Origin of the sequence: Prauserella endophytica, from assembly GCF_005146945.1 — a bacterium.
Classification (GTDB): domain Bacteria; phylum Actinomycetota; class Actinomycetes; order Mycobacteriales; family Pseudonocardiaceae; genus Prauserella_A; species Prauserella_A endophytica.
The window spans coordinates 75,802-94,002 of the sequence record NZ_SWMS01000009.1 but is presented as its reverse complement, the minus strand read 5'-3'; the positions used below and the strand labels follow the sequence as shown (position 1 = coordinate 94,002).

Genomic DNA, 18,201 nt, shown 5'->3' with positions numbered 1-18,201 from the left:
TCGGGACAGAGTACCGGGGGTGTGCACCGAGGACATCTCGCTTTGTGGCCCCGGCCACTCGCCGAGCGCCACGCGTACCACACCGCTGACCTACAGTGAGCCCATGAGTGACAAGGAAGCCGAGACGAGCGCCCCGGTGCACGAGCTGATCGCGCGGCGATGGAGCCCGAGGGCCCTCGACGACATGGCCGATGTCACAGCCGACCAGCTCCGCGCGCTGCTGGAGGCCGCGCGGTGGGCGCCGTCGTTCGGCAACACCCAGCCCGCCCGCTTCCTGGTCGGCAGGAGGGGCGCGGACACCTACGACCGCATCCTCGGCACGCTCACGCGCCGCAACCAGTCCTGGGCTCACCGCGCGGGGGCGCTGCTCGTGGTGCTCGCGCTCACACACAACGAGAAGGGTGCGATCCCCTACGCCGAGTACGGCGCCGGGCTCGCGGCGGAGAACCTCGTGCTGCAGGCCGTGGCCGAGGGGCTCGTCGCGCACCAGATGGCCGGCTTCGACCACGAGGCCGTGAGCCGCGAGTTCGGCCTGCCCGACGAGGTCCGGCCACTCGTCGCGATCGCCGTCGGCGGCCTCGCCGAGCCGGAGGTGCTCGGCGAGGAGCGCGACATCGCGAGGGAAAGCGCACCGCGCAAACGCGTGCCGCTGGAGGACTTCGCTTTCACGGGCAGCTGGGGCACCCCCGCGTTCTAAGGCCAGTTGATCGCGCCCCCCGGGCCGAGGAACGTCCGGAGGTGCCGGTCCTCGGCGCGGCCGTGCAGGGGGAACTCGAACGTCGACCCGTCCGGCCAGGTGATGGTCCGCCCGCGGAGGTCGACCTCCGGCGCCTGCGGCCGCCGCGCCTGCCAGAGGATCCGCGGCGGGGGCGCGTCGGCCGGGTCGGTGAAGGTCGATCCGGTGTCAACGATCGCCAGCCACGACGGCGAGCAGGCCAGCCACGGTCCCTTCGCCCCGCGGAGCCGGTCCACCAGGTCGAGCACCATCGCGTTCTCGGGGCCCTTCACGCGGATCTGCCGTTTGAACGGGTTCCCCCACTTGCCTCCGCCGCTGCCCGCGCCGTTGACGAAGGCGAAGACGGAGAGCACCGAGACGCCGATGCCGCGCACGATGTTCCAGCAGAAGCGACGGATCAGCTTCTTGCCCTTGACCGTGCCGTCCATGCGCCTGCCGGGCACCTCGAACCCGAGTCCGTCGTCGCTCAGGCGCAGCACGATCACCGGCTCGCGCCACTGACCGCGAAGCAGCTCCTCGACCCGTTCCCGGAAACCGGGGCGGACCAGCGTCTTGTCGCGCTTCGCGTCGAGCCGCTCCTCGTGAGCGAAGATCTTCTCCGCCGCCCGCCGCCTGGCCTCGGTGGGCGCCTGGGCGATCAGCTCCTCCGGCGTGCCGGCTAGATGTCGAGGTTCCCTCGGGTCTCCTCCGCGCTCTGGTCCCCGCCGATCTCGCTCTTGTCGAACCACGGCTCGTCCCCTCCGACGCTGACGTCTTCCGTGCCCTCGCTGTAGGCGGTCCGCCCCGCCGCTACACCGGCCTTGGCTCCGGCACCGGCGACCAACGGCTGAACACCGGCCGAGGTCTGGAACATCGTGGTGAGCGCCCGGTTGCTCGGGTTGAACGGCACCCCGGCGGTGTGCTCGAGAACCTCGAGCGAGAACTTCGACTCACCGGCGTAGGTCCCGAGGCGGAACTTCCTGGTCATCTCCATGACCTTCGTCGAGTACTTCGCCAGGAAGTCGATGAAGGTGTCGAGCAGCTTGCCGAACCTGCCGAGGTAGCCGGTGACCTTCTTGAGCACGCTGGCGGCCTTGGCGATCGAGGCGGTCATCGCGGCGGCGACCGAGCTGCCGAAGCTGATGACCGACGCGGCCAGGGCGGGCAGCCAGATGGTGATCAGCCACGACACCAGCTCGGTGATGATCGCCTTGATCACCTCTTCGATGACCTGCATGACCATCGACCACATCTGCAGCACCTCGGCCACCGAACCGGCCGCCGAGCCGATGCCGCGGATGCCGGAGGAGAAGTCGCCGAGCGCCTCCTTCGCCGCGTTGCCCGCCTCGTCGACCCATTCGGCCAGCGCGGTGTCGCCCGCCTGCTCGAAGTCGTCGGCGAGCGCGACGAAGCCCTGCGCGATGGTGACGAAGTTGTCGGAGGCGTGCCCGATGGCGGGGCCGTCGCCGGTGACCTGGTGCAGTGCGTCCTGCAGCGGCTGAACCAGCTCCAGCAGCATGTTGAGCCCGTGGCTGACCAGCCAGCCGATGGGGTCCATGGCGAAGGTGACGATGTCCCCGGCCGCGGCGCCGACGAACGCCGCGCCGTCACCGACCAGCGCGGCGCCCGCGGAGGCCAGCTCCTGCAGATTGTCCGCCTGCGCCGCCTGCTGGGCGTGCGCGGCGATCGACTTGCCGGAGTCGTAGGCCGTGCCGACCACCGGCACGTGGCCCATCGCGCGGTCGATGTTGGCGCCCGTGCTCTCGTCGTACGCCTGGACGTCGAGCGTGTCGGCGATGCTCTCCCGCTCGGTCATGAGCCGTGCCCTCCCGCCGCGTCGATCTGCCCCTGGTGCCGCCCGAAGGTGATCGTCCCCGCGTCCTCGGCCTCCTGGTACATCTCGGCGGCCCTGTTCAGCTTGGTGATGAACCCGTCGACGCCGTCCTTCATGTCGTTCAGCAGGGACCGCAGCTCCGCGAGGCGATCGGTGTAACCCTGCTTGGCGAAGATCCCGATGACGCCCCAGGCCTCGTTTGTCACGTCGGCGGCGTCGATGAGGTTGCCGAACTTGTCGGCCTCCCCCTCGTAGTGCGGGAGTTGCCTGGCGTAAGCGGAGATCGCCTCGATGTTGGTCTGTATGCCGTCGGGCATCGGGCCCCCTCGGTCGGGATCGGTCAGCGCAGGATCGAACCTTGGTCGAAGTAGTCGTCGTTGTCGTCGTCCGAAGGGCGGGACCTCCGGGTCGGCGGCGGCGTTTGCTGCGACGCAGGTTCCTCCTCGGCGGTTCCGAACGCCTCTGCCTGAGCCTGGCGAACCTGCTCCGAGGTGTTGACACCGAACGTGTCACCGAACGCGTCGTCCACGATCCCGGCCTGCCGCTGGACCGCACCCGCGACCGCCTGCCGCATGGTGCTCATGATCGTGGCGGAGAGCTGGCCCGGGTCCTGACGCAGCGCGCCGGGGGTCAGCCGCAGGTCGGTGACGGCGCCTCCGGCGCCCGCGACCACCGTGACACTGCCGTCCGGCGAGGTCGCGGTGCTCTCGATCTCGGCGATCCGCGCCTGCATCTCTCCTACGCCGGCGAAGCTGGCCTCGGCCTGACGGATCTTGCTCCGGAAGTTCTCGAACTGGGCGATCAGCTGATCCATGTGGGCGGACATCGGTACCCCATGCGGTGCGCGGCTGGGCGTCATTCGGGCGAATGCGCCGCCCGATTATGACAAGGCCGCGCGAGCACGGACCGGTTTTCCGCTCAGGAGGCGCCGCCCACCCTGCGGATGATGCGGGCCACGATCGAGGACACCACGAGCCAGAAGATCGCGGCGATGCCGTAGTTCACCAGCACCGAGAGCTTCGGGTCGTCGGGTGTGAAGAGGTCCTTGAAGCCCAGCGAGAGGCCCTCGGACCAGTCGGCGACCCACGACACGATGCCGTTGTCGGGGTTGGCCTCGCCGATCACGAAGATCACGTGCAGGACCAGCACCAGCGCGAACAGCAGGCCGACCCAGCGGGCCACGCCGGCCAGCAGGCCGACGACCTGGTCGCGGACAGCCTTCCAGTCCGTCTTGCGCTTCGGCGCCGGCTCCTGCTCCTCGGGGGAGTTGCGGAAGGTCGACACGGAAGGGCTGGGCGGGAGCGCCTGCGTGGCCTCGGCGTCGCTGGCGTCACTGCCCTGCGCTTTTTTCTCGGCGTGCTCAGCCATGCCCCGCAGTTTCCCACGGCTCCCGGCGAAAAGCTACGCGCCAGTAACTCGACGGAACGACCGGGCGATAACGGTTCGGCCTCGCCCCGGCTTTTCAACGCGATCACGCCGTGGTTAAGCTGGCCGACGTGGCACGTGCTCTCCTGCTTCGCTGCCGCGACGGGGCCTGATCAGACCGGCTCCCCGTCGCGGGGCTTTGTGGTGCCGCCGGTCGTAACCGAGCCCACAACCGAGCAGGAGCATTTCCAGACATGAGCACCCCCGAACCTTCGGTATCGCCCGCCAGCCGTATCCGCACGCCGTCCCGGCCCGCGCCTGACGGCCAGCCGGTGTGGAACACCCAGCGCGGCTCGTCGATGCCGGTCCACCGCTACCAGCCGTGGTACCGCCTGGTCGAGGACATCCAGCTGCCCGACCGGACGTGGCCGGACAAGCGCATCGACCGCGCCCCGCTGTGGTGCGCGGTCGACCTGCGCGACGGCAACCAGGCCCTGATCGACCCGATGTCGCCCGCCCGCAAGCGCAAGTTCTTCGACCTGCTGGTGCGCATGGGTTTCAAGGAGATCGAGGTCGGCTTCCCGGCCGCGAGTCAGACCGACTTCGACTTCGTCCGCGAGATCATCGAGGACGGCGCGATCCCGGACGATGTCCGCATCCAGGTGCTGACGCAGTGCCGCCCCGAGCTGATCGAGCGCACCTTCGCCTCGCTGGAGGGCGCCCCGAGGGCGATCGTGCACATCTACAACTCGACGTCGATCCTGCAGCGGCGGGTGGTGTTCCGCGAGGAGCGCGAGGGCATCAAGAAGATCGCGCTGCAGGCCGCCGACCTGGTGGTGGAGTACGCCTCGAAGTACTCCGACACCGACTTCCGGTTCCAGTACTCGCCCGAGTCGTACACCGGCACGGAGCTGTCCTACGCCGCCGAGGTGTGCAACGCCGTCTCCGACATCTGGCAGCCGACGCCGGAGCGGCCGGTGATCATGAACCTGCCAGCGACCGTGGAGATGGCGACCCCCAACGTCTACGCCGACTCGATCGAGTGGATGAACCGCAACCTGGACCGCCGCGACGGCGTGATCCTCTCCCTGCACCCGCACAACGACCGGGGCACCGGCGTCGCCGCCGCCGAGCTGGGCTACCAGGCCGGCGCCGACCGCATCGAAGGCTGCCTGTTCGGAAACGGTGAGCGCACCGGCAACGTCGACCTGGTGGCGCTGGGTATGAACCTGTTCAGCCAGGGCATCGACCCGCAGATCGACTTCTCCGACATGGACGAGATCAAGCGGACCGTCGAGTACTGCAACCAGCTGCCGGTGCACGAGCGCAGCCCGTGGGCGGGCGACCTGGTGTTCACCGCGTTCTCCGGCTCCCACCAGGACGCGATCAACAAGGGCTTCGACGCGCTGAACGCCGCGGCCGAGAAGGCGGGCGTGCCAGTGGAGGAGTTCCCGTGGGAGGTCCCGTACCTGCCGATCGACCCGAAGGACATCGGCCGCACTTACGAGGCCGTGATCCGCGTGAACTCGCAGTCGGGCAAGGGCGGCATCGCCTACATCATGAAGACCGAGCACCAGCTGGACCTGCCGCGCAGACTGCAGATCGAGTTCTCGCAGACCGTCCAGCGGCACACCGACTCCGAGGGCGGCGAGGTGGACCCGGAGACGATGTGGAGCGCCTTCTCGGCCGAGTACCTCGAGCCACGCACGCCGCTGGAGCTGGTCCGCCAGCACGTGACCGCGAACGGTGAGTACGACCTCACCGCCACGGTTCGCGTCGACGGCGAGGAGCAGGAGATCACCGGACGCGGCAACGGCCCGATCGCCGCGTTCTTCGACGCGCTGAGCACGGTCGGCTACGACCTGCGGCTGATGGACTACAGCGAGCACACGCTGACCCCGGGCGACGACGCGAAGGCCGCCTCGTACATCGAGTGCGCCATCGACGACAAGGTGTACTGGGGAGTCGGCATCGACCCGTCGATCGTCACCGCCTCCCTGCGCGCCGTCGTCTCCGCCGTGAACCGCGCGCACCGCTGACCCTTCCGGCCGTCGGCCCCCAAGGCCACCTTTGCTGCGCTCAACGCAACAAAGGTGGCCTTCGGTGCGTCCGGCGGCAGGGAGCAACCCTGAGGGGTTCTCAGTGGTGGCTGCGTTGAGCGGTACGTGGACGTCTCGACGCTCTCGCTGCTGGCGCTGTTCGTCATCGCGGCGGTGCCGCTGGCCCCGACCGAGGTGACGCTGATCGGCATGGGCGTCGTCGCCGCGGCCAAGGACGGGCCGATCGCGCCGACCATCCTCGTGGCCTCCGCGGGCTGCCTGCTCTGCGACTACCTGCTCTACGTCACGGGCAGGCGAGGCGGTTCGCGCGCGCTGGCGCGCGTGCGAAGGCGGCGCAGCGCCGACACGACCATCCGCTGGCTCACCGCCCGGCTGGAACGGCGGCCCGTCGCGGTCCTCGTGATCGCGCGCTGGCTGCCCGCGGGCGGCACGGCGGGCTCGCTGCTCGCCGGATCGCTGCGCTGGCCACGCGCGGCGTTCCTCACCGCGTCCGTCATCGGGGTGATCCTCTGGTCGACCTACGCCGTCCTGCTCGGCTACCTCGGCGGCTCAATGGTCGACGAGTCACTCATGAGCCTGCTGCTGTCGCTCGCTGTCGCCGCCGTGCTCACAGCACTGGTCGCCGCGGTGTGGCGGCGCCGGACCGGGCATCATCTGGACTATGCGCGCGGAACGTCTGGTGGCACTGCTGTTCACCCTGCAGAGCAGGCGTAGCGCCACGGTCCCCGAACTGGCCGAGGCGCTCGGCGTCTCCGAGCGGACCATGCACCGCGACATCGCCACGCTGCAGGCGTCGGGGGTTCCGCTGTGGACCGAACCCGGCCGCTACGGCGGGGTTCGCCTCGTCGAGGGCTGGCGGACCAGGCTCGACGGCCTCACCTCCCGCGAGGCGGTGGCGATCTTCGCGATGGGCGTGCCGCGCGCGCTCGCCGAGCTGGGCCTTGGCACCGCCGTCTCGGCGGCGCACGCGAAGGTGTCGGCTACCCTGCCCGCCCCGCTGCGCGAACAGGCCCAGCATCTCGCCCAGCGGTTCCACCTCGACGCGCCGGGCTGGTTCCGCGAGGAGGACGACACCGAGCACCTCGCGACGATCGCGCAGGCCGTGTGGGAGCAGCGCCGGACCAGGGTCAGCTACCGGCGCGGCGACGACGTGATCGACCGGTTGCTGGACCCGCTCGGCCTCGTGCTCAAGGCCGGCGTCTGGTACCTCGTCGCGCGGGTCGGCGACGCCGTTCGCACCTACCGCGTCAGCCGGATCGCCGAGTCGGAACCGCTGGACGAGACGTTCGAGCGGCCTGCCGATTTCGACCTGGCCGGCTGGTGGCACCGGTCGTCGGCGGAGTTCGAGCGCTCCCTGCGACGGCAACGCGTGCGGGTGCGGCTGAGCAGGGGCGGTCGGCGCGCGCTGCCGAGGTACATCGAGCCCGATGTCGCGCTCGCCGCGCTGGAGGCCGCGGGTCCTCCCGACGCCGACGGCTGGACCGAGGTGGAGCTGCCGCTGGAGGAAGGGGACATCGCGGCCGGCCAGCTGCTCGGCCTCGGCACCGGGGTGGAGGTGCTGGCACCACCCGCCGTGCGGGCGGCGTTCGCCGACGCCGCACAGCGGATGGCCGACCGTCACCGGTAGCCGGTGGCGTCCGCGGGCTTGCCGGGGTCCTGCACCTCGTCGACGTAACGCCAGGCGTCGGGCCTGCTGCCGTCGACGTCGTCGAAGTCGTAGATCCTCGCGAGCTGCCCGCTGTTGAGGGTCTGCCCGGTGAAGCGGTGCCGGTCCGGGTCGGCGGCGAGCTCGGCGACGGCGCGGCCGACGAAGACGGGCGACTCCGAGATGCAGAAATGCGGTTCCCTCACCAGCGCGTCGCGCCAGTTCTGCTCGGTGACGCCGTAGTGCTCGAGCATGGCCTCGGAGCGCAGCCAGCCGGGGGTCATGGCGACCGCGGTGCAGCCGTACTCGCGCAGCTCGTGCGCCTCGGCTCGCGCGACGTTGTGCGAGGCGGCCTTCGCGACGTAGAACCCGAGCGACGTGCCCACCCGGAACTTGGCGTTGTACTCGGCCGTTCCGTCGGTCATCTCCACCACCAGGCCGCCCTGCTGCCGGATCACCAGCGGGAGGAGGTGGTGGCTGGTGATCACGTGCGCGTCGATGCCGAGGCGGATCATGCGCAGTGTGTCGTGGAGCGGCATCTCCCACACCGGCTTGCCCCAGCCGATGTACTCGTCACCGCCCCAGATGCCGTCGACGAGGACGTCGATCCGGCCGTGCTCACGGTCGATACGTTCGGCGAGTGCGGCGACCTGCGCGGAATCGAGGTGGTCCACCCGCACGGCGACTCCCTCGCCGCCCGCCTCGGCGATCTTCTCGACGGTGCCCTCGATCGTCTCCGGCCGGTCCACTTCAGACCGCTCTTGTCCCGACGTCCTTCCCGTGACGTAGACGAACGCACCGCGCCTGCCCAGCTCGATCGCGATCCCCCTGCTCGCCCCGCGGGTTCCTCCCGCGACGACGGCCACCTTCCCTGCCAGTTCGTTACCCATGCACCCGACGATGCCGCCGAACCCTGTCAGTTCCCGTCATGGTTGGAACCGGTTGTCGCGCGAGTCCCCACTCCGGCTCGCGAGTCCCCCGCTCCGGTTCGCGAGTCCCCCGCTCGGGCTGCCGAGTTGCCCGCTCAGGCCGCCGAGTTGCCCACTCAGGTCGGGGCCTTCCCTGTTCCGAACGCACAACTCGGCGTCGGGAACGCACGACTCGCGAACGGGAACGCAGAACTCGCGGGCAGGAACGGGGGACTCGCGGGCCGGAACGGGGGACTCGCGGACGGGGCGTCAGGCGGGTGGGTCGGCGCCCACCTCGGCGGCTTCGGTGCGCAGGGCGTCGAGGACCGCCGTCACGGCGGGACGCCGGGTGCCCGCTCGCAACACCGCCTCCACGACCCGCGCCGCCCGGATCCCCGCCAAGGGCCTGCGCAGCACCCGGCGGGTGTCCATCGTGTACCTGGGCAGCAATGCGATGCCGTGTCCGGAGGCGACCAGGGCCTCGGTGATCCGGAAGTCGTTGAAGCGGTACGCCACACGCGGTCGCACGCCCGTTCGCGTCGCCAGCGAGAGCAGGACGTCGTCGACGGGGAACCCCACGTCGACGCTGATCCACTGCTCCGTCGCCAGATCGGTCAGCTCGACGTGGGCCCGGTCGCCGAGCGGGTGCCCCGGCGGCAGTGCCACGTCGAGCGGCTCCCTCAGCAGGGGCACCACGTCGATGCGCTCACCGGCGAACGGCGGCGCGTGCTCGTCGCGGTGGGTCACCACCACGTCGTGGTCGGCGAGCAGCCCCGGCACCTCGGGCGGGGTCATGTCGACGTCGCGGACGTCCACGTCGAGCCCGTCCCTCGCGGCGAACCGCGGCAGCAGGCCGGGCAGCAACAGCAGCCCCGCCGACGGGAAGATCGCCAACCGCACACGGCCACGCGGCGAGCGACGGTAGGTGTCCAGCTCGGCCTCGGCCCGGTCGAGCGCGGAGAGCACCTCGTCGGCCCTGGCCACGAGCGCCCTGCCCGCGTCGGTGAGCCGCAGCCCCCGCCCCGCCGGTTCGGTCAGCGCGAGCCCGACCTCGGCCTGCAGGGCCCGCAGCTGCTGCGACACCGCCGACGGCGTGCAGTGCAGTGCCCGTGCGGCCGCGGTCACACTGCCCCGATCGGCGAACTCTCGCAGCGTCCGCAGTCTGTCCAGGTCCACCAGCACAGTGAAGCACAGCTACAAGGTCATTGAAATTAAACTCGCTGGTCCTTCATTGTTAGCGGGCGCAAGCTTGGAGTGTGCCTGGACGTGACCGCTTTCTCGCCGCGTTCACCGCCCTGCTCTGGGGCTGCAACTTCCTCGCGATCCACGCCACCCTCACGCACTTCCCGCCGCTGTTCGCCGGCGCGCTGCGGTTCGTGGTGATCGCGATCCCGACGATGCTGCTCGTGCCGTGGCCGAAGGTGAAGCTGCGCTGGCTGATCGGCTACGGCATCGGCTTCGGCACGCTCCAGTTCGCCTTCCTCTTCGTCGGCATGAAGGCCGGCATGCCGACCGGTCTCGCCTCGCTCGTACTCCAGGCGTCGGCACCCTTCACGGTTGTGCTCAGTGCCGTCTTCCTGCGCGAGCGCCTCACGGCGTGGCAGGTCGCGGGCATCCTGCTCGCGGTCGCGGGGATGAGCGCCATCGGCTGGCAGCGCGCCGAGTACGCCGCGCTCCTTCCGCTGCTGCTGACGCTGCTCGGCGCGCTGAGCTGGGCGTGCGGCAACCTCTGCCTCCGCAAGGCCGAACCGGAGCACCCGCTGCGCTTCACGCTCTGGATGTCGGTGGTGCCACCGCTGCCCATGTGGGGGCTCTCGCTGGTCTTCGAGGGAACCGCCGCGCAGTGGGAGAGCCTGAGCACGTTCCACCTGCCCGCCCTGGCCGGAATGGCATACACCGCCGTGCTCGGCACCGTGGTCGGCTCCGGCATCTGGAGCGCGCTCATGCGCCGCAACCCGGCCAGCACGGTGGCGCCGTTCTCCATGCTGGTGCCAGTCGTCGGCCTGACGCTGGCGTTCGTGCTGCTTGACGAGCGCCCGACCGTGGTCGAGATCGTCGCGAGCGCCGTCGTGGTCGGCGGCGTGCTGCTCGGCTCGGTGCGCCGCCGCGGGCGTCAGGACACCACGGCGTCGGGCTGCACCAGCTCCACCTCCACCTCGTGCGGAGAGATCCGCCCGGCGCGGATGTCCTCCGCGTAGTGGCAGGCCACGCGGTGGCCCTCACCGATCTCCCGCAGCGCGGGCCGGTCGGTGTCGCACAGCGTCTCCTGCCGCCACGGGCAACGCGTGTGGAACCGGCACCCGCTCGGCGGCGCGGCGGGTGAGGGCAGGTCTCCGGCGAGCAGAATCTGCTCCCGGCTGTCCTCCACCACCGGGTCCGGCACCGGGATCGCCGAGAGCAACGCCTTCGTGTACGGGTGCAGCGGGTCCTGGTACAGCTCGTCGGAGCTCGCCTCCTCGACCAGCGAGCCGAGGTACATCACGCCGATCCGGTCGGAGATGTGCCGCACCACCGCGAGGTCGTGGGCGATGACGAGGTAGGTGAGGCCGAACTCGTCCTGCAGTTCCTCCAGGAGGTTGAGCACCTGCGCCTGCACCGAGACGTCCAGCGCCGACACCGGCTCGTCGGCCACGATCAGGTCCGGCTCCACCGCGAGCGCTCTCGCGATGCCGATGCGCTGGCGCTGCCCTCCTGAGAACTCGTGCGGGTACTTGCGCAGCGCGTTCTCGGGCAAACCGACCGCGGCGAGCAGCTCCTTGAGCCGCTGGTGCGTCTGTTGCTTGCCCTTGTCGAGCCCGTGCGCGCGCATGCCCTCCACGAGCAGTGACTCCACCGACTGCCGCGGGTCCAAACTGGACAGCGGGTCCTGGAACACCATCTGCATGCGGCGTCGCATGGTGCGCAGTTGCTCGCCCTTGAGGCTGCGGAGGTCGGTGCCGTCGAACACCACACGCCCGCCCGTCGGCTCCACGAGCCGCAGCAGCCCTCGACCGAGCGTGGTCTTGCCGCACCCCGACTCGCCGACGAGACCGTAGGTCTCGCCGCGTTCGATCCGCAGGTCAACGCCGTCGACGGCGTAGACGTAGCCGATCGTGCGGTCGAGCACGATGCCCCGTTTGATCGGGAAATGCACCTTGAGGTCATCGATCGTGACCAGTGGGTCGTCGCTCATCGTGTTCCCTCCGCCGCCAGTGGTGCGACCTCCACCGGATTGTGGCAACGCAGCATCCCGCCGCGATCCTCGACCAGCTCCGGCGGATCGCTCCAGCACTGTTCCAGCTGGTTGGGGCACCTCGGCGCGAACGCGCACCCGCGCGACCACGCGATGTTGTCCACAACGGACCCCCGGATCGGCACGAGCTTCTCGCCGCGCGGCGCGTCGAGACGGGGGATGGAGGCCAGCAGGCCGTGCGTGTACGGGTGCCTCGGCTCGGCGAACAGCGCGTGCCGCTGCGCGCGCTCCACGATCCGGCCGCCGTACATCACGTTCACCTCGTCGCAGAGTCCGGCGACCACGCCGAGGTCGTGCGTGATCATGATGAGCGCCGTGTCGGTGCCGGACACGAGCTCCGAGAGCAGGCTCAGGATCTGGGCCTGGATGGTCACGTCGAGCGCGGTGGTCGGTTCGTCGGCGATGAGCAGCCTCGGCCTGCACGCCAGCGCGATGGCGATCAGCGCGCGCTGGCGCATTCCTCCGGAGAGCTGGTGCGGGTACTCGTCGAGCCGCCGGTTCGGGTCGGGGATGCCCACCCGGTTGAGCAGGTGCTCGCCCTCCACTTTGGCCTCTTTGCGCGACATTCTCCGGTGCCGCTCCAGCACTTCCGTGATCTGCAGGCCGATGGGCACCACCGGGTTGAGCGAGGACAGCGGGTCCTGGAAGACCATGCCGAGGTCCCGTCCTCGCCGCTCGTCGAGCTGCCGCTGGGAGAGGCCGAGCAGCTGTTCGCCCTCGAACGTCACCGATCCCGACACCTCGGCGCCCCGCGACGGCAGCAGGCCCATGATCGCCAGCGAGGTCACCGACTTGCCGCAGCCCGACTCGCCGACGAGACCCACCGTCTGGCCCGGTTCGACGTCGAAGCTGATGTTGTCGACCGCGATGGTCGGCTCCTCGCCCCTGCGGCGGAACACCACCGAGAGGTCGCGAACTTCCAGCAGAGCCATCCCCATCACCGCCGCTGCCGTGGGTCGAGTGCCTCGCGCATCGACTCGCCGACGAGCGTGAAGCCCAGTGCCACCACGATGATGCACCCGGCGGGCCAGAACGCGAGGTGCGGCTGGCTGTCGAAGAAGTCCTGTGCGTTGCCGAGCATCTGGCCCCATTCCGGAGTCGAGTCGTCCGCGGCGCCGAGGCCGAGGAACGACAGTGCGGCCGCGTCGAGCACCGCGATGGCGAGCACGAGCGTCGACTGCACGATCACCGGGCCGAGCGAGTTCGGCAGGATGTGCCGGAACACGATGGCCCTTCTCTTCACGCCGAGCGCCTTCGCGGCGAGCACGTGGTCGCTCTCGCGCACGCTCAGCATCGTTCCGCGCAGCAGCCGCGCGAAGATCGGGATCTGCACGATCGCGACCGCGAGGATCACCGTGAACTGCGACTGTTCCGCGAACAGCGCGCCGATCGACACCGCCAGCAGCAGCGAGGGGATCGAGAGCAGCACGTCCACGATCCGCATGACGACCGAGTCGACCCAGCCGCCGAACGCGCCGGCCAGCGTGCCGAGCACCAGCCCGCCGCCGAGCCCGATCACCGTGGCGAGCGCGGCCACGAGCAGCGTCTGCTGCGAGCCGAGCAGCATCCGGGAGAAGAGGTCGCGACCGTACTGGTCGCCGCCGAGCGGGTAGCCGTCCTGCGGCGGCGGGATCTCGTTGTTGGCGCGGGAGACCTGGTCCTCCAGCAGCCGCAGCGCGGGATCGTGTGGCGCGATGAACGGTGCCAGCACGGCCAGTAGCACGAACAGGCCGATCATCACGGCGCCGACGATGAACACCGGGTTGCGCCGCAGCCGCCGCCACGCGGACACGGCGAGGCTGACGCCGGCGTCGTGACCGTTCGGCGAGCCCTGTCCGTCGGGACCGACCTCGAACTCCGGACCCCGCGCGGCCACACTGGCGAGCCGGTCGATTTTCGTCGCACGAGACGACGTCATAGCTAGCTCACTTTCTGCGCCGTGCGGATGCGCGGGTCGATCACCGCGTACGACAGGTCGACCAGGAGGTTGACCAGTACGTAGGCCATCGCGGCCGCGATGATCACCACCTGCAGCACGGGGTAGTCCTTGCGCTCGAACCCGATCGCCAGCGCCTGCCCGACCCCCTGCCACGAGAACACCGTCTCGGTGAGCACGGCGCCCGACAGCAGCGCGCCGGTCTGCAGGCCGACCGTCGTCACCACCGGGAGCATCGCGTTGCGGAGGATGTGCCGGTCCCGGATGATCCGCCGGGTCAGCCCCTTCGACCGGGCCGTGCGCACATAGTCCTCGTCCATGACGTCCAGCACGGACGCCCTGGTGATGCGGAAGATCACCGCGAATGGGATCGACGCCAGCGCCAGCGCAGGAAGCAGCAGGTGCTCCAGCGCGTCCCACGCCGCGTCCCACTCGCGCGTCAGCAGGCCGTCGAGCACGAAGAAGCCGGTGACGCGCGTGGCCTCGATGTCCGCGCTCTGCCTGCCGCCGGTCGGCAGCCAGCCGAGTTTGATCGACAGGATGTACTTGAGCAGGAACGCGAGGAAGAAGATCGGGATCGAGATGCCGATCATCGAGCCGACCACACCGGCGTTGTCCAGCCAGCCGCCCCGGCGGCGGGCCGCGAGGTAACCGAGCGGGATCGCACCGATCAGGGCGATGAGGATCGCCGCGATGCTGAGCTCGATGGTCGCGGGGAACCGCTCCAGGAACAGCTCCATCGCCGGCTTGCCCGGCGAGACCCCGGTGGAGGTGCCGAAGTCACCGGTGATCGCCCGGCCGAGGAACGCGAAGTACTGGACGAAGATCGGGTCGTTCAGCCCGAGGGCGTCGGTCAGTTCGGCGCGGCTCTCGGCTGTGCCGCGGTCCCCCAGGAGGGCCGAGACCGGCCCTCCCGGGAGTAACCGCAGCCAGCCGAAGATCAGCACCGAGAGCACTACCACGACGAGTGCGAGTTGCAGCACGCGCCGAATCGTGTATCGGAGCACCGTTCTCGCTTATTCGGGAGACGAGACCGAGACCGCGGCGAACTCTTCCTTGGTCAGCGGGCTGGGCACCAGCCCCTGCACCTCGGGGGAGACGACGATCGCGGGCGGGGAGTGCGACAGCGGGATCGCCGGGATGTACTTCGACATCAGGTCCCGGTTGATCTGCTGGTACTTCGCTTCGCGCTCGGCGGCGTCCACAGTAGAGTCGGCGTCCTCGATCGCGGTGGCCAGCTGCTGGCCCCACGGCGAGCCCGAGGTCCAGAACTGGTTCTCCGTGGTGCCGAAGAAGGTGCCGATGAAGTTCTCCGGCGAGTTGTAGTCACCCGTCCAGCCGAGCAGGAACAGCTGCGCGTCGGCGACCTCGACCTGGTCGAGGTACCCACCGGCCCACGGCTTGCTGATCGGCTTCACCGTGATGCCGGCGCCCTCCAGATCCTCCTTGATGGCACCGAAGATCGCCTGCGGGTTCGGCATGTAGGGCCGCGTGACCTGGCTCGGCCACCACAGCTCGACAGTCAGGTTGGGATGGCCGGCCTCGCGCAGCAGCTGCTTGGCGCGATCCGGATCGTACGAGTACTTCTGCACGTCGTCGGCGTATCCGTCGACCGACGACGGGTAGAACTGCGTGGCGACCTCGGAGTTCTCCGGCATCACCGACTTGACGAGGCTTTCGCGGTCGATCGCGTAGGCCAGTGCCTGGCGCACCTTGAGGTCCTTGAGCGCAGGGTTGTTCTTCTGCGTGATGCCCAGATACAGGATGTTGAACGGGTCCCGGATCTGGAGGTTGTAGCCGCCTGCCTTCAGCGAGTCCCAGTCGGCGGGGGCCGGGAAGTCGTAGCCGTCGATGTCGCCGGCCTCGAGCGCCTGCTTACGGGCGGTCTCGTCCTCGATCACGCGGAAGATCAGCTTGTTGAGCTTGGCCTTGTCGCCCCAGTACTGGTCGTTGCGGGCGAGTTCGATGGTGCCGTTCGCCTCGTCGTAGGAGGTGAACTTGAACGGCCCGGTGCCCGTCGGGTGCGAGCGCGCGTACTCGGAGAAGACGAAGCTGTCTCCCTGTGCCTTGACGTTGTTGGCCTGGAACTCGTCCATCGCCTTGGGGCTCTGCATGGCGAACGAGTCCTGGGACAGCATCGTCGGGAACGTCGCCGTGAAGCGGGTGAGCTCCAGCTTGACGGTGGTGGGGTTCTCGGCGGTGCAGCCCTGGTAGAGCGAGGGGTTGGCCCCGTCGCTGAAGCCGCCGAAGTTCTCGATCCAGTAGTAGGAGAGAGCCGCGGTGGCGCCGGCGCCGGTCTGGCCGTACATGCGCTCGAAGTTCTTGCACACGGCGTCGGCGTTGAACGGGGTGCCGTCGTGGAAGTTCACGCCCTCACGCAGGGTGAACGTCCAGGTCTTGCCGTCGGGGCTCGACTCCCACTTGGTGGCGAGCTCGGGCTCCAGCTCGGCGGTGCCGGGCTTGATGCCGACGAGGTTCTCGAACATCTGCCGGGTCACGCGGAAGGTCTCGCCGTCGGAGGCGTAGAACGGGTCGAAGTTCGACGGGGCGCCAGTGGCCCCGAAGACCAGCGTGCCTCCTTCCTGGCCACCGCCGGTATCACGTTCGGACTCGGCACAGGCGGTCAAGGACACCGCGAGCGCGGCGGCCAGCCCGATCAGGGCTGTGCGTCGCGTTCGGGCCACCCGCAGTTGGAGCATTTTGGCACCCCTTGAGGAAACATCAGTTCGGTTCGCGGGCACGAATCTCGTGTCCGCGATGGTCGCTGACCCTAGCGGGTGTGAGGGCGGTTACTTAAGGTCCTGAGGTTACGATCGGGCTACGCAGAAGGTGAAAAAGTTCCGAACAGTCGAGAAATCACCACGCTGGGTGACCAATCGACTACGCGCTACCTGCTTTGGTCGGCTTCTGTCAGGCGGGGTGGAGCCCTACCGCCGCATCGGCGTGCGGCTGTGTGCGGTCGACGGAGAACCACCCGCGCTCGAAGCTCTGCCAGGCGATGAGGTGTGGTCTGGACGTCTCGCCGTCACGGGCGACGGCCCTTTCGAGCCTGGCGGTGGAATCCGGATCCTCCACCCAGCACAGGTATGACAGCTTCGGCCGCACCGACGCGCGGCCCGCCGACACCCCCTCGAGCACGAGCACGCTCGGCACCGGGACGTCCACGACGGGTCCGAGCTCCGGCACGCCAGTGGTCCAGTCCATGCGCCGATAGCGACCGGGCAGGCCGAGGGCCAGCCGGTCGAGAACGCCCTCCCGCAGGCGTGGCCACCACGAGACAGGGTCGTCCCACGTGGCGAAGTCGTCGGTGCTGACGAGCGCCGTGGGCACGCCGCGTTCGCGCAGGGTGGCGACGACGGCCGCCGCGAGCGTCGACTTGCCGGACCCGGAGGGGCCGTCGATCGCGAGCACCCGCACGTCGCCGAGCCTCGGCTCGGCACGCAGCACCCGTTCCGCGACGGCCCGCCCCAGCTCCGCGACGTCAGGCACGGGACGCGTCAGAGCGCGCGGCGGCCGGAGAGGGCCCGGCCGAGCGTCAGCTCGTCGGCGAACTCGAGGTCGCCGCCCATCGGCAGACCCGAGGCGAGCCGGGTGACGGTGAGGCCGGGGAAGTCACGCAGCATCCGGACGAGGTAGGTCGCCGTGGCCTCGCCCTCGGTGTTGGGGTCGGTCGCGATGATCACCTCGCTCACCTCCTCCGCACCGATTCTGGCGAGCAGCTCCTTGATGCGGAGCTGGTCGGGGCCGATGCCGGAGAGCGGATCGAGCGCGCCGCCGAGCACGTGGTAGCGGCCGCGGAACTCCCGCGTGCGCTCGACGGCGAGCACATCCTTGGGCTCCTCGACCACGCAGATCAGCGCCGGGTCGCGCCGGGCGTCCCGGCAGATGCGGCAGCGCTCCTCCTCGGAGACGTTGCCGCAGACGTCGCAGAACCGCACGCCTTCCTTGACCTTGCCCAGCACGTCCTGCAGCCTGCCGATGTCGACGGGATCGCAGGCGAGCAGGTGGAAGGCGATGCGCTGCGCGCTCTTGGGACCGATGCCGGGCAGGCGGCCCAGCTCGTCGATGAGGTCCTGAACTACGCCTTCGTACAAAGTTACTGTCCGGGCAGACCGAGGTTGCCGAGCCCGCCGAGGTCGGGCATGCCGCCACCACCGAAGCCGCCCGCGAGCGGGCCGAGCTTCTCCTCGGTGAGCTTCTGCGCGTTGTGGGTCGCGTCGCGCACCGCGGCGACCACGAGGTCCGCGAGGGTCTCCGTGTCCTCGGGATCCACGATCTTCGGGTCGATCACGAGGTTCTTGAGCTCCATGCCGCCGGTGACCGTGGCCGTCACCAGGCCCCCGCCGGAGGTGCCGGTGACCTCGGCCGCCGCCAGTTCCTGCTGAGCCGTGACCAGCTGTTCCTGCATCTTCTGGGCCTGCTGCAGGATCTGCTGCATGTCGGGCATTCCGCCGCCGGGCTGCACCATGATTCGGATTCCCGCTTTCGTAGCTTGCGTGACGTGGT

20 protein-coding genes are annotated in these 18,201 nt (G+C 69.7%); 5 read left to right on the top strand and 15 right to left on the bottom strand.

The annotated features are described in order from the left end of the window. Positions 1-103: 103 nt before the first annotated feature. The gene (locus FCN18_RS17805) at positions 104-697 is read left to right on the top strand and encodes a nitroreductase family protein (RefSeq protein WP_112265028.1); all 594 of its coding nucleotides are present in this window, start codon (positions 104-106) and stop codon (positions 695-697) included. On the opposite strand, the gene FCN18_RS17800 is transcribed toward FCN18_RS17805, so the two are convergent. The 5 genes from FCN18_RS17800 to FCN18_RS17780 form a co-directional block, all read right to left on the bottom strand. Continuing rightward, positions 694-1,464 (bottom strand): hypothetical protein, encoded by a 771-nt coding sequence (locus FCN18_RS17800; protein ID WP_323808362.1) that lies wholly within the window; start codon positions 1,462-1,464, stop codon positions 694-696. The two genes, FCN18_RS17805 and FCN18_RS17800, sit on opposite strands and share 4 nt — an antisense overlap. Continuing rightward, positions 1,395-2,531, bottom strand: a complete 1,137-nt coding sequence (locus FCN18_RS17795; RefSeq protein ID WP_112265030.1) for a hypothetical protein — start codon at positions 2,529-2,531, stop codon at positions 1,395-1,397. The genes FCN18_RS17800 and FCN18_RS17795 overlap by 70 nt, the downstream gene beginning before the upstream one ends. Further along, a complete protein-coding gene (locus tag FCN18_RS17790) occupies positions 2,528-2,866 on the bottom strand; it encodes a hypothetical protein (RefSeq protein ID WP_113641276.1) in 339 nt (112 codons plus the stop codon). Before FCN18_RS17790 ends, FCN18_RS17795 begins: the two co-directional genes overlap by 4 nt. A 23-nt stretch (positions 2,867-2,889) precedes the next feature. Then, on the bottom strand, positions 2,890-3,375 hold the full coding sequence (locus tag FCN18_RS17785) for a YbaB/EbfC family nucleoid-associated protein (protein WP_137095652.1): 486 nt from the start codon (positions 3,373-3,375) through the stop codon (positions 2,890-2,892). Positions 3,376-3,467: 92 nt separating this feature from the next. After that, entirely contained in the window at positions 3,468-3,917 is a 450-nt protein-coding gene (locus FCN18_RS17780) for a hypothetical protein (RefSeq protein ID WP_228714023.1), read from the bottom strand. 251 nt (positions 3,918-4,168) lie between these two features. Between FCN18_RS17780 and leuA the strand changes: the two genes are divergently transcribed. The 3 genes from leuA to FCN18_RS17765 all read left to right on the top strand — a co-directional run bounded on the left by leuA (position 4,169) and on the right by FCN18_RS17765 (position 7,601). Next, positions 4,169-5,953 (top strand): 2-isopropylmalate synthase, encoded by a 1,785-nt coding sequence (gene leuA / locus FCN18_RS17775; protein ID WP_112265035.1) that lies wholly within the window; start codon positions 4,169-4,171, stop codon positions 5,951-5,953. A gap of 126 nt (positions 5,954-6,079) precedes the next feature. Next, positions 6,080-6,688: a DedA family protein gene (locus FCN18_RS17770; protein WP_137095651.1), complete on the top strand. Its 609-nt coding sequence runs from the start codon at positions 6,080-6,082 to the stop codon at positions 6,686-6,688. Beyond that, positions 6,636-7,601 (top strand): helix-turn-helix transcriptional regulator, encoded by a 966-nt coding sequence (locus FCN18_RS17765; protein WP_113641278.1) that lies wholly within the window; start codon positions 6,636-6,638, stop codon positions 7,599-7,601. Before FCN18_RS17770 ends, FCN18_RS17765 begins: the two co-directional genes overlap by 53 nt. Here the strand turns inward: FCN18_RS17765 and FCN18_RS17760 are convergent. Continuing rightward, positions 7,592-8,509, bottom strand: a complete 918-nt coding sequence (locus tag FCN18_RS17760; RefSeq protein ID WP_113641279.1) for an SDR family oxidoreductase — start codon at positions 8,507-8,509, stop codon at positions 7,592-7,594. The two genes, FCN18_RS17765 and FCN18_RS17760, sit on opposite strands and share 10 nt — an antisense overlap. A gap of 288 nt (positions 8,510-8,797) precedes the next feature. Continuing rightward, the gene (locus FCN18_RS17750) at positions 8,798-9,703 is read right to left on the bottom strand and encodes a LysR family transcriptional regulator (RefSeq protein WP_137095650.1); all 906 of its coding nucleotides are present in this window, start codon (positions 9,701-9,703) and stop codon (positions 8,798-8,800) included. An 80-nt stretch (positions 9,704-9,783) separates the two neighbouring features. Here FCN18_RS17750 and FCN18_RS17745 point away from each other — a divergent pair, with 80 nt between their 5' ends. Next, the gene (locus FCN18_RS17745) at positions 9,784-10,725 is read left to right on the top strand and encodes an EamA family transporter (RefSeq protein ID WP_137095649.1); all 942 of its coding nucleotides are present in this window, start codon (positions 9,784-9,786) and stop codon (positions 10,723-10,725) included. On the opposite strand, the gene FCN18_RS17740 is transcribed toward FCN18_RS17745, so the two are convergent. From FCN18_RS17740 to FCN18_RS17705, 8 genes are all read right to left on the bottom strand, one after another. Next, the gene (locus FCN18_RS17740; RefSeq protein WP_137095648.1) at positions 10,641-11,699 is read right to left on the bottom strand and encodes an ABC transporter ATP-binding protein; all 1,059 of its coding nucleotides are present in this window, start codon (positions 11,697-11,699) and stop codon (positions 10,641-10,643) included. The two genes, FCN18_RS17745 and FCN18_RS17740, sit on opposite strands and share 85 nt — an antisense overlap. Continuing rightward, complete coding sequence (locus FCN18_RS17735) at positions 11,696-12,691, bottom strand: ABC transporter ATP-binding protein (RefSeq protein WP_112265048.1); 996 nt, start codon at positions 12,689-12,691, stop codon at positions 11,696-11,698. Before FCN18_RS17735 ends, FCN18_RS17740 begins: the two co-directional genes overlap by 4 nt. Before the next feature lie 5 nt (positions 12,692-12,696). Beyond that, positions 12,697-13,677, bottom strand: a complete 981-nt coding sequence (locus tag FCN18_RS17730; protein ID WP_112265050.1) for an ABC transporter permease — start codon at positions 13,675-13,677, stop codon at positions 12,697-12,699. Between the two features lie 2 nt (positions 13,678-13,679). After that, positions 13,680-14,702 carry an ABC transporter permease gene (locus FCN18_RS17725; RefSeq protein ID WP_112265053.1) on the bottom strand — a complete coding sequence of 341 codons (1,023 nt, stop codon included), beginning with the start codon at positions 14,700-14,702 and terminating at the stop codon, positions 13,680-13,682. Positions 14,703-14,711: 9 nt separating this feature from the next. Continuing rightward, entirely contained in the window at positions 14,712-16,394 is a 1,683-nt protein-coding gene (locus tag FCN18_RS17720; RefSeq protein ID WP_112265055.1) for an ABC transporter substrate-binding protein, read from the bottom strand. A gap of 211 nt (positions 16,395-16,605) precedes the next feature. After that, positions 16,606-17,184: a uridine kinase family protein gene (locus tag FCN18_RS17715; protein ID WP_228714022.1), complete on the bottom strand. Its 579-nt coding sequence runs from the start codon at positions 17,182-17,184 to the stop codon at positions 16,606-16,608. An 8-nt stretch (positions 17,185-17,192) separates the two neighbouring features. Beyond that, the gene (gene recR / locus FCN18_RS17710; protein ID WP_112265057.1) at positions 17,193-17,789 is read right to left on the bottom strand and encodes a recombination mediator RecR; all 597 of its coding nucleotides are present in this window, start codon (positions 17,787-17,789) and stop codon (positions 17,193-17,195) included. A gap of 2 nt (positions 17,790-17,791) precedes the next feature. Next, positions 17,792-18,163, bottom strand: a complete 372-nt coding sequence (locus FCN18_RS17705) for a YbaB/EbfC family nucleoid-associated protein (RefSeq protein WP_112265060.1) — start codon at positions 18,161-18,163, stop codon at positions 17,792-17,794. Between the last annotated feature and the right edge of the window lie 38 nt (positions 18,164-18,201).